The sequence below is a fragment of the Streptomyces sp. TG1A-8 genome, assembly GCF_030499535.1.
GTDB lineage: Bacteria > Actinomycetota > Actinomycetes > Streptomycetales > Streptomycetaceae > Streptomyces.
Map to the genome: position 1 here is coordinate 2,563,094 of NZ_JASTLB010000001.1, position 13,527 is coordinate 2,576,620.

At 72.3% G+C, this 13,527-nt stretch carries 11 protein-coding genes; 2 read left to right on the top strand and 9 right to left on the bottom strand.

All coding sequences use genetic code 11. The features are described 5' to 3' along the window. Positions 1-76: 76 nt before the first annotated feature. The 4 genes from QQY24_RS10780 to QQY24_RS10795 form a co-directional block, all read right to left on the bottom strand. Positions 77-2,278, bottom strand: coding sequence for a hypothetical protein (locus QQY24_RS10780; RefSeq protein WP_301972455.1), 2,202 nt, complete (start codon positions 2,276-2,278; stop codon positions 77-79). 155 nt (positions 2,279-2,433) lie between these two features. Next, positions 2,434-2,850 carry a DUF6113 family protein gene (locus tag QQY24_RS10785; RefSeq protein WP_301972456.1) on the bottom strand — a complete coding sequence of 139 codons (417 nt, stop codon included), beginning with the start codon at positions 2,848-2,850 and terminating at the stop codon, positions 2,434-2,436. Continuing rightward, positions 2,847-3,707, bottom strand: coding sequence for an N-acetyl-1-D-myo-inositol-2-amino-2-deoxy-alpha-D-glucopyranoside deacetylase (gene mshB / locus QQY24_RS10790; RefSeq protein WP_301972457.1), 861 nt, complete (start codon positions 3,705-3,707; stop codon positions 2,847-2,849). The genes QQY24_RS10785 and mshB overlap by 4 nt, the downstream gene beginning before the upstream one ends. 50 nt (positions 3,708-3,757) lie before the next feature. Continuing rightward, positions 3,758-3,952: a hypothetical protein gene (locus QQY24_RS10795; RefSeq protein ID WP_258783264.1), complete on the bottom strand. Its 195-nt coding sequence runs from the start codon at positions 3,950-3,952 to the stop codon at positions 3,758-3,760. A gap of 207 nt (positions 3,953-4,159) precedes the next feature. On the opposite strand from QQY24_RS10795, the gene QQY24_RS10800 reads away from it, so the two are divergent. Next, positions 4,160-6,274: a S9 family peptidase gene (locus QQY24_RS10800; protein ID WP_301972458.1), complete on the top strand. Its 2,115-nt coding sequence runs from the start codon at positions 4,160-4,162 to the stop codon at positions 6,272-6,274. A 127-nt stretch (positions 6,275-6,401) separates the two neighbouring features. Here QQY24_RS10800 and QQY24_RS10805 read toward each other — a convergent pair whose 3' ends face one another. From QQY24_RS10805 to QQY24_RS10825, 5 genes are read right to left on the bottom strand one after another with little or no spacing between them, the layout of a single operon-like run. Then, positions 6,402-7,490 (bottom strand): ABC transporter ATP-binding protein, encoded by a 1,089-nt coding sequence (locus QQY24_RS10805; RefSeq protein WP_301972459.1) that lies wholly within the window; start codon positions 7,488-7,490, stop codon positions 6,402-6,404. After that, complete coding sequence (locus QQY24_RS10810) at positions 7,474-8,457, bottom strand: ABC transporter ATP-binding protein (protein WP_301972460.1); 984 nt, start codon at positions 8,455-8,457, stop codon at positions 7,474-7,476. Before QQY24_RS10810 ends, QQY24_RS10805 begins: the two co-directional genes overlap by 17 nt. A gap of 8 nt (positions 8,458-8,465) precedes the next feature. Beyond that, complete coding sequence (locus QQY24_RS10815) at positions 8,466-9,458, bottom strand: ABC transporter permease (protein ID WP_301972461.1); 993 nt, start codon at positions 9,456-9,458, stop codon at positions 8,466-8,468. Continuing rightward, positions 9,451-10,374, bottom strand: a complete 924-nt coding sequence (locus QQY24_RS10820; protein ID WP_301972462.1) for an ABC transporter permease — start codon at positions 10,372-10,374, stop codon at positions 9,451-9,453. Before QQY24_RS10820 ends, QQY24_RS10815 begins: the two co-directional genes overlap by 8 nt. 6 nt (positions 10,375-10,380) lie before the next feature. Next, positions 10,381-12,012: an ABC transporter substrate-binding protein gene (locus QQY24_RS10825; RefSeq protein WP_301972463.1), complete on the bottom strand. Its 1,632-nt coding sequence runs from the start codon at positions 12,010-12,012 to the stop codon at positions 10,381-10,383. 511 nt (positions 12,013-12,523) lie between these two features. Here QQY24_RS10825 and QQY24_RS10830 point away from each other — a divergent pair. After that, on the top strand, positions 12,524-13,513 hold the full coding sequence (locus tag QQY24_RS10830) for an ABC transporter permease (RefSeq protein WP_301972464.1): 990 nt from the start codon (positions 12,524-12,526) through the stop codon (positions 13,511-13,513). Positions 13,514-13,527 lie beyond the last annotated feature (14 nt).

Consider the following 13,527-nt stretch of genomic DNA (forward strand, 5'->3'; position numbering starts at 1 on the left):
CGGACCGGTGGGACCCGGGCCTTCCGTCCGGATCCTGCCGGGCCCCGCGGGCCCGGCCCGGTCCGGACGGAAGGCCCTAGCTCGGGTCCGTCTCGATGACCGCGACCCGGTCGGTCCTGCTCACCAGTGCCTGGCGCAGGGCGCCGTAGACGTCCTCGGGGGTCACGGCCGTCTTCTGGCCGTTGGCCCGGGTGATGAGCACGCCGTCGAACGCCTGGCCGTAGAGCGCCTTCAGGGCGGTCAGGTCCGGCCTGTCGACCAGCTTGCCGCCGACCGGCACCACCCTCAGGAACTTCCACAGCGACTTCTGCGGGCTCATCGGGACCGAGTGCGCGGCGTCGGTCTGCACCGTCACGTTGGCGGACATCGCCGGCTCGGCGAACGCCTTCATCTCGCGGTCGACCTCGGCGTCGGACACCGTCGGCCGCCTGGTGGTCGTCGGCACGGTGACCGGGACCGCCGTGTCCGTCTCCACCAGCATGCGGTAGGCCCGTGCCACCGTCCGGGCCGAGCGGGCCACGTCGACGCCCCTGCCCGTCCTGCCGTGGACGGCGACGGCCCTGCCGGGCTCGAACGTGATGCCGCCCTCGGTGACCGCACCGGAGCCGCCGCCCGCCTGCTGGAGGGCGGCCTGGAGCTTCTCCTCGTCCACCGGCATGACCGGCTCGACCGCCCGCTTGCGTCCGAAGAGGGAACCGATGACGGAGACCGGGTTGTAGTCGCTCTTCGCGGCCTCGGCCACGGTCGCCTGGAAGTCGAACTGCAGACCCGCGTTGTCGGGGGCGAGGGAGACCGTCCGGCCGCCCACGGACAGCTTCAGCGGCTTGTCGACCCGGCTGCCGAAGGCGTCGTCGAGCTTCTCGACGGCGTCGTCGCGGGTGCTGCCGCCGATGTCCAGGCCCAGCACGGTGGTGCCCTTGGGCACGTCGGTGCGGTTCATCAGCAGGCCGGCGCCGTAGGCACCGCCCGCGACGACCACCACGCCGACGCACAGCAGCACCAGCTTGCTGCGGCCCTTCTTCTTCGGCTTGGCCGCGCCCTTGGGCGGGGCGGCCGGCCCGGCCGGGCCGGCGGAGCCGAAGGGGGTACCGCCGGCGGGGACGACCGGGATGCCGCTGGTGACGGTGTGTCCGGAGACGTTGTCCGGGGAGCGGTAGCCGGGCGTGCCCGGTTCGGGGGCCTGCTTCTGCGGGGTGAGGACCGCGGTGTCGTCGCTGAGTCCGCCGCCGGGCACGGTGAGCGCACCGCCGGGGCCCACCTGGTCGGCCGGGCCGCCGTAACCACCGGGGCCGGCGGGGCCAGTGGGGCCGGTGAGGTCACCGAAGGGCTCGCCGCGTTCCGGGCCGGGGCCGCCCTGCCCGCCCGTCCGGGCGGCCGGCGGGGCGAGGGGGCCGTCGCCGGTGACCGGACCGCCGGTCGGGCCCGTGGGACCCTGCGGACCGCGGCCGCCGGGGGAGCCCGGACCGCTGAAGCCGCCGGGGCCGCCGGCACCGGCGCCCGCGCCCGCGCCGCCGCCGAAGTCGTCCTGGCCGCCGCCGTCGGAGAAGTACGGCAGGCCGTCGCGGCCCGGTTCGCCGCCGCCGGCCGCGCCGGGACGGGAGCCGCCGCCCAGCGGGCCCGCGGCCAGCGCCTCGGTCACGTCGAAGGAGCCGGTGCCGCCGCCGTGCCCCGGGGCCACCGGGCCGCCGGTGGCCCCGGACAGGCCGGAGCCGTTCGTGGAGCCGGGGCGGGAGCCCGGCGCGCCCATGGAGCCGACCACGCCGCCGGGGCGGTTGCCGGACGCGCCCGGAGCAGCCGGCCGGGCGGCGACCGCCCCGGTGCCGGCGGAACCCGCGGACATCCCTGCCCCGTTCGTGCCGCCGCCCGCCTGACCGCTCTTGGCCGGGCCGGACCTGCGGGGTGCGAACCAGTCGCTGGCCTTCTCCTCGGCCTGCGGGACGGACTCGGCGGACGGTTCGGCGGAGCCGGTGCCGGCGGGGGTCCCCGCGGCGGGGGCGGGCGGCGCCCCGGCGCCCGCGTCGTCCGCGGCGCCCTCGCCGGTCGCGACGGGTTTGCGCACGACGACCGGCGGGATGGGCCGCGATCCGGGGATGTTGATCCGGATCCGGGTCGTCAGCGTGGTCTCGGTCTTGCGTTCCTCGGGCCGGCCGGACGGACGGCCCGCGTCCGCACCGGCGCCGGGAGCCACGGGGGTCCCGTACGGCGGCGTCCCCGAGGGGTAGGCGGCTCCGCCGCGCCCGTCGGGCCCGGAGGACGGAGTGTCAGTTTCACGACTCAAGGCAGGTTCTCCCGGTTGGCTCCGCCGCCCGTTACGACCTCGGCGGGCAGCTCGGCGGCGCGCACCACCATACTGGCCACTTCTGGCGCGTATCCCACGACCGCCGGGGAAACCCGCACGGGACTCCCCCGCGTACCGCACGGCGAAGTGGTACGTCACTTGCCAAGTCGGGCGGAGCCGCCGCCGGGTTGCCGTCCGGGCCCGAGCGTGGCGCAGATCACAGCCACGGCCATGCCGCCGAGCAGGAAGAGGTAGGACCCCCAGCCCGCGCCGAACAGGAAGTCCCCCTCGGGCCGGCTGGCGGTCAGCAGGACGACGGCGACGATCCAGCCGGCCACCGGGGCCGCCGCCCCGCCCCGGCCGCCGAGCGCGTACGCCCCGCCGAGGAACAGCCCGGCCGCGCCCGCGAGGGCGAGCAGCAGCCCGCCCGGGAACCAGGCGGCCTGCACCAGCGCCCCGGCGAGCGCGGCGGCCGCGCCGAGCACGAACAGCACGGCGTGGGCGGCGATCCGCCCGGCCGGGGGGCGTTGCAGCGGCCGGGCGAGCGCCGAGCCGCGTCCGGCGCCGCTCACGCGCCCTCCCCGGTGCCGACGCCGGCGAACAGGTCGCTCTCCCCGGGCTGCGCCTCGCCGCGCACCAGCTCGTAGTACTCGGTGGTGAACAGCGGCTGGGCGAGGTCGTTGGAGAGGGCGAAGTACGGCTCGGCCACGGCGATCTGGGTGGCGTGGGCGCGCATCGCGGCGGCCTTGGCGCGGGCGTGCGCACCGCCGTCGACGGCGGTGGTGATCCGCTCGTCCTCGACCACGCCCGGCAGGTCGGCCACGGAGCCGCTCGCGCCAAAGGGGAGGCCGGCCAGCTCGCCCCGGAGGCGGGCGAAGGCGGACTCGGCGACGGAGCGCGGGATGCGGTTCCAGTAGACCTTGTCGATCCGGTGTCCCCGTTCGGCCGCGAGACCGACGGCGCGCATGGCGACGCGGTGGGCCTGGATGTGGTCCGGGTGGCCGTAGCCGCCGTTGTCGTCGTAGGTGACGAGGACCTGCGGGCGGACCTCCAGGACCACCTCGGCGAGGAGTCCGGCGGCCTCGTCCACGTCGGCCCGCCAGAAGCAGGCGGGATCGTCGTTGTCGGGGGTGCCCATCATCCCGGAGTCGCCGTAGCGGCCCGCCCCGCCGAGCAGCCGCACGTCCTCGACGCCGAGCTCGCTCAGGGCCGCCGTCAGTTCGCCGCGCCGGTGCGCGCCCAGCGCGGCTCCCGTCAGGTGCCGCAGCGACGGCGGGATGACCTCGCCGCGCTCGCCGAGGGTGCAGGTGACCAGGGTCACCTGGACACCCTCGGCCGCGTACCGGGCCATGGTCGCGCCGTTGTTGATCGACTCGTCGTCCGGGTGCGCGTGCACCAGCAGCAGACGCCGGGCGGGCAGTTCCGTCATGGGACCACCCTACGAGGTCCCGCCCCGCGGGGGTTCCGTGAGAGGAGCCGTCAGAACTTGATGCTGCCGATCATGCTGGCGACGTTGGTCGTCAGGTCGCTGATCGTGGGAGCGACGGTCGAAGAGGCCAGGTAGAAGCCGAGCAGCATGCAGATGACCGCATGACCGCCCTTCAGCCCCGACTTCTTGATCAGCAAGAAGACGATGATCGCCAGCAGCACCACCGCCGAAATCGAGAGTGCCACGGCGGCTCACCTCCAAGGGATCCCAGGGACGGGGGGGGTTCGGACTTATGGGGATTGTTTCTCGGTTCTGGATCGGCGGGGCCGATCCATGCACGCGTGCGCCGGCAGGTTCATACCCACTCAGCGGTAGTGATCATAACTATCCGTACTCGCGCATCGCTCGGCGCACAGCCGCACAAGGGGGCGCATGGCCAATATGGTCGGGGTATGACGACCCAGGCCGACTCCTTCCCCCGCCGGTACGCCCGCACCCAGCGCTTCACGCGCGGCGCGCCGCGCGCGTTCACCGTGGCGCCCGACGGCTCGCGCGTCGTGTTCCTGCGCTCCGGCTCGGGCACGGACCGGACCAACTCCCTGTGGGTCCTGGACCTGGCGGAGGGCACCGAACGGGTCGCGGCCGACCCGCGCGCACTGCTGCGGGGGGCAGCGGAGGAGCTCCCGCCCGAGGAGCGGGCGCGCCGCGAACGCAGCCGGGAGGGCGGTGCGGGCATCGTCGGCCACGCCACCGACGCGGCCGTGGAGTTGGCCTCTTTTGCCTTGTCAGGGCGGCTTTTCGCGGTCGGACTGCGGGCCGGCCCGGCACGTGAACTGCGTGTTCCGGGGCCGGTGGTCGACCCGCGTCCGTCCCCCGACGGGCGGCACATCGCCTACGTCGCCCGGGGCGCGCTGCGGGTGGTGGACGCGACGGGCGGGGACGACCGGGTGCTGGCGGCGCCGGAGGCGGAGAACGTGACCTACGGGCTCGCCGAGTTCATCGCGGCCGAGGAGATGGGGCGTTCGCGGGGGTTCTGGTGGGCTCCCGGATCGGACCGGCTGCTGGTGGCGCGGGTGGACGACACGCCGGTGCGGCGCTGGTGGATCGCCGATCCGGCGCACCCCGGGCGTGAGCCGCACCACGTCGCCTACCCCGCGGCGGGCACGGCGAACGCGGACGTACGGCTGTTCGCGCTCGGGCTCGGCGGGGAGCGCACGGAGGTCGTCTGGGACCGGGTGCGCTATCCGTACCTGGCCCGTGTGCACTGGTCAGGGGCGGGTGCGCCGCTGCTGCTGGTGCAGGCCCGGGACCAGCGCAGCCAGGTGGTCCTGGCGGTGGACCCGGACTCCGGGGCGACCCGGACGGTGCACGCCGATGACGACCCAACATGGCTGGAACTTTTCCCCGGGGTGCCCTGCTGGAGTCCCTCCGGACAGCTCGTCCGGATCGCGGACGAGGCGGGCGCGCGGGTCCTGGTGGTGGGCGAACGTCCGTTGACGGGACCGCAGTTGCACGTCCGCGCAGTCCTCGACGTGACGGACGACGACGTGCTGGTCTCGGCCTCGGCAGGCGAGGAGGCGGAGGCCCCGGAGACGGGTGAGGTGCACGTGTACCGGGTGAACGAGCTCGGCCGGGAGCGCGTGTCGCGGGAGCCGGGCGTCCATGCGGCGGTGCGCGCCGGGAGGGTGACGGTCCTGGTGTCCGCCACACTGGACAGGCCGGGCACCCGTGTCCAGGTGCTGCGCGACGGAAAACCGGTGGCCACCGTCCCGTCGTACGCCGAAGACCCCGGTATGTCCCCGCGGGTGACGCTCACCGAGGGGGGCGCACGCCGAATTCCGTGCGCCCTGCTTATGCCACGGGACTACCACGGTGACACTCCCCTGCCGGTCCTCCTGGACCCCTACGGCGGCCCGCACGGCCAGCGGGTGACCGCCGCGCACAACGCGCACCTGACCTCGCAGTGGTTCGCCGACCAGGGCTTCGCGGTGATCGTGGCCGACGGCCGGGGCACGCCGGGGCGCTCCCCGGCGTGGGAGAAGGCCATCCGGGACGACGTGGCCGCCGTCGCGCTGCAGGACCAGGTCGACGCGCTGCACGCCCTGGCGGAGCGGTTCCCGCTGGACCTGGGCCGGGTGGCGGTGCGGGGCTGGTCCTTCGGCGGCTACCTGGCCGCGCTGGCGGTGCTGCGCCGCCCCGACGTCTTCCACGCGGCCGTGGTCGGCGCGCCCGTCACGGACCTGCGGCTGTGCGACACCCACTACGAGGAGCGCTACCTGGGCCACCCGGACGAGCAGCCGGAGGTCTACCGCCGCAACTCGGTGATCGACGACGCGGGTCTGGTCGACCCGGCCGAGCCGCACCGGCCGATGATGATCATCCACGGGCTGGCGGACGACAACGTGGTCGTCGCCCACTCCCTGCGGCTGTCCTCCGCCCTGCTGGCCGCCGGTCGGCCGCACGAGGTCCTGCCGCTGTCCGGGGTGACGCACATGACCCCGCAGGAGGCCGTCGCGGAGAACCTGCTGCGGCTGCAGCTGGACTTCCTCCGCCGCTCGCTGGCATGACCGCGCGAACCGGCCCGAACACCGTTAACACACGGGTAACTTCGCCGAAGCGGTGGCGACGCGGGGACGCGCCACGCTGGAGGCGTACGGCCGTGCGGGTGCCGTGGACGGGCCGGGATGCGCCATGTCATCCCGGCCCGTTGCCGTTCCCCGCGGGCTCCGGCGCGGCGTCCCGCGCCGGCGGGGTGTGCCCCCGCGACAGCGTCTGCGCGAAGTGGCACGCCGACTCGTGGGCCGCCGGCCCCGGGGCGTGCCGGAACTCGGCGGGGACCGCCAGCACCGGCACCTCCCGGGCGCAGCGCTCACGGGCCTTCCAGCAGCGGGTGCGGAAGCGGCATCCGGAGGGGACGTCGGCCGGCGAGGGGACGTCGCCGGTGAGGATGATCCGCTCGCGGTGGGCGCGGGCCTCCGGGTCGGGCACCGGGACCGCCGACAGCAGCGCCTGCGTGTAGGGGTGCGTGGCGTGCTCGTAGATCTCGGCGTCCCGGCCCGTCTCCACGATCCGGCCGAGGTACATGACCGCGACCCGGTCAGAGATGTGCCGGACGACCGACAGGTCGTGCGCGATGAAGACGTAGGAGAGGCCGAACTCCGCCTGGAGCCGGTCCAGGAGGTTGATCACCTGGGCCTGTACGGACACGTCCAGGGCCGACACCGGCTCGTCCGCCACGATCACCTCGGGCCGCAGGGCCAGCCCCCGGGCGATGCCGATGCGCTGGCGCTGGCCGCCGGAGAACTGGTGCGGGTAGCGGTCGACGTGCTCGGGGTTGAGACCGACCACGTCCAGCAGTTCCCGGACCCGGCGGCGCCGGTCGCCCTTCGGGGCCGCCTCGGGGTGGATGTCGTACGGCTCCCCGACGATGTCGCCCACGGTCATGCGGGGGTTGAGGGAGGTGTAGGGGTCCTGGAAGACCATCTGGATGTTGCGGCGGACGGCCTTCAGCGCCCGGCCGCTCAGCCCGGTGATGTCCTCGCCCCTGAACCGGATCGTGCCCGCCGTCGGGCGTTCCAGGCTGCACAGCAGCTTCGCGACCGTCGACTTGCCGCAGCCCGACTCGCCGACGACGCCCAGCGTCTCACCCCTGCCGAGGGTGAGGTCGACGCCGTCGACGGCCCTGACCGCGCCGGTCCGCCTCCTGAACAGGACCCCCCGGGTGAGCGGGTAGTGCTTGACGAGGCCGCCGACCTCCAGGATCGGCTCAGTGGTCGGGGCCATGCAGGCACTCCCTCCAGAAGTGGCAGGCGCTGCCGCGGGCTCCGGCGACCTCGTACAGCGGGGGCACGTCCGTGCGGCACACGTCCCGGACCAGCGGGCAGCGGGGGTGGAAGGGGCAGCCGGCGGGGATGTCCGTCAGGCTCGGCGGCAGTCCCCCGACGGCGTACAGCTCCCGGTCCTTGCGGTCCAGGCGCGGGACGGAGTCCAGCAGGCCGCGGGTGTAGGGGTGCGCGGGGCTCTTGTAGAGGTCGTGGACGGGCGCCGACTCCACGATCCGGCCCGCGTACATCACGGCGATCCGGTCCGCGACGTCCGCGACGACCCCGAGGTCGTGGGTGATCAGGACCAGTCCCATGCGGTACTCGCGCCGCAGTTCCGCGAGCAGGTCCATGACCTGGGCCTGGACCGTGACGTCCAGGGCGGTGGTGGGCTCGTCGGCGATGATGAGCGCCGGCTCCAGCGCCATCGCCATGGCGATCATGATGCGCTGGCGCATGCCGCCGGAGAACTGGTGCGGATAGTCCCGCACCCGCTGGGCGGCGGCCGGGATGCGCACCCGGTCCATCAGCTCCACGGCCCTGGCCCGCGCGTCCTTCCTGGACATCCCCCGGTGCACCACGAACATCTCGCCGAGCTGGTCGCCCACGGACAGCACGGGGTTGAGGGCGGACAGGGCGTCCTGGAAGATCATGGCCATGCCGGTGCCCCGGATCCTGCGCCGCTCCCCCTCCTTCAGCGTGAGCAGGTCCTGGCCCCGGAAGAGGATCCGCCCGCCGGTGATCCGCCCGGGCGGCATGTCGAGGATCCCCATCACGGCCTGCGCGGTGACCGACTTGCCGGAGCCGGACTCGCCGAGCACCGCCAGGGTCTCCCCCGCGTCCACCGCGCAGGTCACCCCGTTGACGGCGTGGGCGACCCCGTCCCGGGTCGGGAACTCCACGTGCAGGTCGCGGACTTCGAGCAGCACGGCGCGCGTCACCTCAGTTTCGGGTCCAGGGCGTCGCGCACCGCGTCGCCGAGCATGATGAAGGCCAGGACGGTGACCGCGAGCGCGCCGGAGGGCCACAGCAGCGCGTGCGGGGCGTTGCGGACGTAGGGGGAGGCGGCGGAGATGTCGATGCCCCAGGAGACGCTGGGCGGCTTCAGGCCGACGCCGAGGTAGGACAGGGTCGCCTCCAGCGCGATGTAGGTGCCCAGCGCGATGGTCGCCACGACGATCACGGGGGCCACGGCGTTGGGCGCGATGTGCCGCAGCAGGATGCGGGAGTGGGAGGCGCCCAGGGCCCGGGCGGCCTGGACGTAGTCGTTCTGCTTGACGGTGATGACCGAGCCGCGGGCGATGCGGGAGATCTGGGGCCAGCCGAGCAGCACCATGAACCCGATGACCGGCCAGACCGTGTTGCCGGTCACCACCGACAACAGGACCAGGCCGCCGAGGACGACGGGGATCGCGAAGAAGACGTCGGTGACCCGGGAGAGCACCGAGTCCCAGGTCCCGCCGAAGTACCCGGCGAGCCCGCCGAGCACCGAACCGAACAGGGACACCCCGAGGGTGGCGCAGACGCCCACCGTGACGGACGCGCGGGCGCCGTACACGGTCCTGGTGTAGACGTCGCAGCCCTGGCCGTCGAAGCCGAGGGGGTGGCCCGGCCGGGAGCCCTCCTGGGCCCTGGCGAGGTCGCACTCGAGGGGGTTGCCGGGGGCGATCGCCGAGGGCCACAGGGAGACGAGGAGCAGGAAGAGGATGACGAGGGCCGAGAGGAGGAAGACGGGGTTGCGGCGCAGGTCCCGCCGGGCGTCGGACCACAGCGAGCGCGGCCTGCCCGCCGGTCCCGCCTCCCGCGGCCCGCCACAGGCGGCCGGCGGGCGCTGCTCCCGCTCGGTCGCCCCGCCCGCCGCGAGGTCCGTCGCCCCGCCCGTGCCGGTGCCGGCGATCGCGCCGTCGGGCCCGTAGTGCTGCTCAGGCATAGCGGATCCTCGGGTCGAGTACGGCGTACAGCAGGTCCACGAGCAGGTTGGCAGCCAGGAAGACCAGGACGAGCACGGTCACGAAGCCGACGACCGTCTGGGTGTTCTGCCGCAGGATGCCCTGGTAGAGCTGGTAGCCGACGCCGTGGATGTTGAAGATCCGTTCGGTGACGATCGCGCCGCCCATCAGCGCGCCGATGTCGGTGCCGACGAAGGTGAGCACGGGGATGAGGGAGTTGCGCAGCAGGTGCCGGGTGACGACCCGGTGCCGGGGCAGGCCCTTGGCGACGGCCGTGCGGACGTAGTCGGACCGCTTGTTCTCCGCGATGGAGGTGCGGGTCAGGCGGGTAACGTAGGCGAGCGAGACGGAGGCGAGGACCAGGCCGGGCACGATCAGCTCGCCGAAGGTGCCGTCCTGCACGGAGGGCCTGGTCCACTGCCACTCGATGCCGAGCAGCAGTTGCAGCAGCAGGCCGGTGACGAAGGTGGGCACGGAGATCACGACCAGGGTGGCGAGCAGCACGCCGGTGTCGGCCGGCCGGCCGCGTCCCAGGCCGGTCACGACGCCGAGTGTGATCCCGATGACGATCTCGAGGACGACGGCCACGACGGTCAGCCGGACGGTGACGGGGAACGCCGTCCCCATCAGCTCGGTGACCTCCTGGCCGTTGAACGCCGTCCCGAAGTCGCCGGTGAAGACCTTCCCCATGTACGTGAGGTACTGCTGCGGGAAGACCGGCCGGTCCAGACCGAACTCCCGTTCGAGCTGGGCGGCCGTCGCCGGGTCGCACCGCCGTTCGCCGCACAGGCCCGCGACGGGGTCGCCCATCACGTTCACCATGAGGAAGATCAGCAGGGTGGACCCGATGAACACCGGGGCCATCTGGAGCAGTCGCCGCAGGACGTAGCGCCCCATGGCGGCTCAGCCGACCCTGATCTCGTTGTAGACGGGGACGCTGAACGGGTTGAGCGCCACGTCGGACAGCCGCTCGGAGTATCCGGCGTTGCCGTTCTGGTACCAGAGCGGGATGGCGGCCATGCTGTCCCGGACGACCTCCTCGGCCTTCTGGAAGCCGGCGACCGCCCGGCCGGCGTCCGTCTCGGAGTTGGCCCGGTCGACGAGCCGGTCGAACCGGTCGTCGGACCACCTGCCGTCGTTGGAGGAGGCGCCGGTGTAGTAGAGCGGCTGGAGGAAGTTCTGGATGAGCGGGTAGTCCATCTGCCAGCCCGCCCGGAAGGGCCCGGTCATCCGGTGCTGCCCGATCCGGTTGCGGAAGTCGGCGAAGGTGCCGACCGGGTTGCCGACGCACGCCCCGTCGTCGCCGAGGGCGTTGTTGATGGAGTTGCACACGGCGTCCACCCACTGCTTGTGCGAGCCCGTGTCCGCGTTGTAGGTGATCTTCACCTGGCCACCGGGGATCCCGCCGCCCTCCTCGATCAGCCTCCTGGCCCCGGCGGGGTCGTAGTCGCAGGCCCTGCCGCACAGGCCGGCCCGGTAGCCACCGTCCCCGCCCAGCACGGGCGAGGTCCAGTCGGTGGCCGGGGTGCGGGTCCCGCGGAAGATCGTGCCGGTGATCTGCCGGCGGTTGATCGCCATGGACAGGCCGGTGCGGACCTTCTCGGCGCCCGGCTTGTTCCAGGCCTTGTCGTAGTACGGGAAGGCGAGGGTCTGGAGGATGCCGGCCGGGGTGTTGATGTAGCGGTCGCCCAGGTCGCTGCGGACGTTCTTCAGCTGGGCGGCGGGGACGTCGTCGGCGAGGTCGAGGTTGCCGGCCATGAGGTCGGTGTAGGCGGTGTTGCTGTCGGTGTAGACCTTCAGGGTCACGCCGTCGTTGCGGGCCCTGTCGTCGCCGGGGTAGCCGTCCCACTTCCGCAGGGACATCTGCGAGCCCCTGGTGTAGGACGCGACCGCGTAGGGGCCGTTGCCGACCGGTTTGCGCAGCCAGGCCGCGTGGTCGGTGAAGAACGTGCGGGGCAGCGGGGCGAAGGCCGGGTAGCCGAGGGTGTCGGGGAAGCCGGAGAACGTCTGGTTGAGCCTGACGGTGAAGGTGCGGTCGTCGACGACCTTCAGACCGGACAGCGCCCCGGCGCTCTGCGCGCCACTGGCGGGGTGGACCTTGTCGTAGCCCTCGATGTAACCGAAGAAGTAGGCGTTCTTCTGGTTGTTCCTCAGGCTCGCCCCGTAGTTCCAGGCGTCCACGAAGGAGCGGGCGGTCACCTCCTCGCCGTCGGAGAAGGTCCAGCCGTCCTTGAGCCTGACCGTGAACGTCCGCGAGTCGTCGGTGTCGATGGACCGGGCGAGCATGTCGGTCGCCCTGCCGCTCCTCGGGTCGTACCTCTTCAGTCCCCGGAAGATCATGTCGAGGACCTTGCCGCCCTGCACCTCGTTGGTGTTCGCCGGCTCCAGCGGGTTCTGCGGGTCGCCCCAGGAGGAGCTGAGCACGGCGCCACCGCTCCCGCCGGCGGTGTCCGCGCCGTTGCCCGCGCATCCGGTGGCGACGAGCGCCACCGCCACCGCGCCGGCCGCCCACCGGGCATGCGTGGTTCCCCGCATGGCGTGCCTCCTCCGTGCCGATTGACCCACTATTCGCCAATATCAGCGCACAAGGCGCATATCGCACGCCCATCGCCGGATTGAACGCCCTTTGGAGGAAGACGTCATCCGAATGCAGGCAGGACCCGCGGCGGACCGGGACGATCATGCGGCCGGAACGCAATGGATCTACGCGTAACGATGCCGAAACGTTGGAAAGCGGCGTGGCGATGTACGCATGTCGACACACCACCGTCCGCATATCGAACGCATTGCCCGAATAGTCCGACTGGCCCGATGTGAAGCACGGATTGATTACGGCGCGCTACCCGCGTAGCTACGGATCGACCAAGGTGAGGCAAAGAAGGTAAAGAGAAACTCAAGTCGGCCGAGAATTTATTGACCTTGAATGAATTGCGTTGAAAAAGTCCGGCGTAGCCCGTAGGGGAGTGCCCTGCGGAGTCATCAGACCCTCCCTTGGGCCAGGAGCACCATGACCCCCCCAACTCCATCTGCGGCTGTCCCCCTTGAGGTGACCATCGAGTCCGTCGCGAAGTCGACCACTTCCGGCGACCTGAAGGGCAGCGAGGGGCGTTCCCCGGGACGACTCGCCTGGAAGCGCTTCAAGCGCGACCGAACGGGCGTCATATCGGCCTACGTCGTGATCTTCTTCTTCGTCATCGCGGTCGCAGCACCGCTGATAGCCAAGCTGTACGGCAAGAACCCGTACACCACGTATGCCAGCCAGGACCCGAGCCTGCTCGACGCCTTCTCGTACCCCGCAGGCCCTAACGGCGGCATGAGCTCGCAGTTCTGGTTCGGCATCGAACCGCAGCTCGGCCGGGACGTCTTCACGTTCCTGCTGTACGGCATCCGGACCTCGCTGAGCCTCGCCCTGGCCGCCACGATCCTCACCGTGGTCATCGGCGTCGTGGTCGGCGTCACGGCCGGCTACCTGGGCGGCAAGACGGACTACCTCGTCGGCCGGATCATCGACATCCTGCTGTCGTTCCCGTCGACGCTCTTCTTCATCGCCTTCATGCCGGTCGTCTACGGCATCTTCGTCGCCCCGGACGACGACATCCCGACCTGGCTGCGCGCCACCGCTCTGATCGTGGTGCTGACCACGTTCGGCTGGGCTTCCATCGCACGTCTGCTGCGCGGTCAGGTACTGGGCCTGCGTGAGCGCGAGTTCGTCGAGGCGGCCAGAGTCACGGGTGCGTCCCCGAGGCGCATCGTGTTCAAGGAGCTGCTGCCGAATCTGTGGACGCCGATCATCATCCAGTCCACGCTGCTGCTCCCAGCCCTCGTGACGACCGAGGCCGGTCTCTCCTTCCTGGGTGTCGGCATCATCGACCCGACCCCGGACTGGGGCGTCATGATCGCCCGGGGTGCCCAGTTCTACTCACAGGACATCACCTTCATGCTCTTCCCGGGCATCTCAATGGTGATCTTCGTCGTCGCCTTCAACCTGCTCGGTGACTCCGTGCGCGACGCGCTCGACCCGAAGTCCAAGCGGTAGCAAGCCGGTTCACC

Excerpts from the sequence above, each read along its gene's own strand:
- QQY24_RS10805 (WP_301972459.1), bottom strand. The coding sequence starts at position 7,490 with ATGGCCCCGACCACTGAGCCGATCCTGGAGGTCGGCGGCCTCGTCAAG.
- QQY24_RS10800 (WP_301972458.1), top strand. The coding sequence starts at position 4,160 with ATGACGACCCAGGCCGACTCCTTCCCCCGCCGGTACGCCCGCACCCAG.
- QQY24_RS10820 (WP_301972462.1), bottom strand. The coding sequence starts at position 10,374 with ATGGGGCGCTACGTCCTGCGGCGACTGCTCCAGATGGCCCCGGTGTTC.
- QQY24_RS10825 (WP_301972463.1), bottom strand. The coding sequence starts at position 12,012 with ATGCGGGGAACCACGCATGCCCGGTGGGCGGCCGGCGCGGTGGCGGTG.
- QQY24_RS10815 (WP_301972461.1), bottom strand. The coding sequence starts at position 9,458 with ATGCCTGAGCAGCACTACGGGCCCGACGGCGCGATCGCCGGCACCGGC.
- mshB (WP_301972457.1), bottom strand. The coding sequence starts at position 3,707 with ATGACGGAACTGCCCGCCCGGCGTCTGCTGCTGGTGCACGCGCACCCG.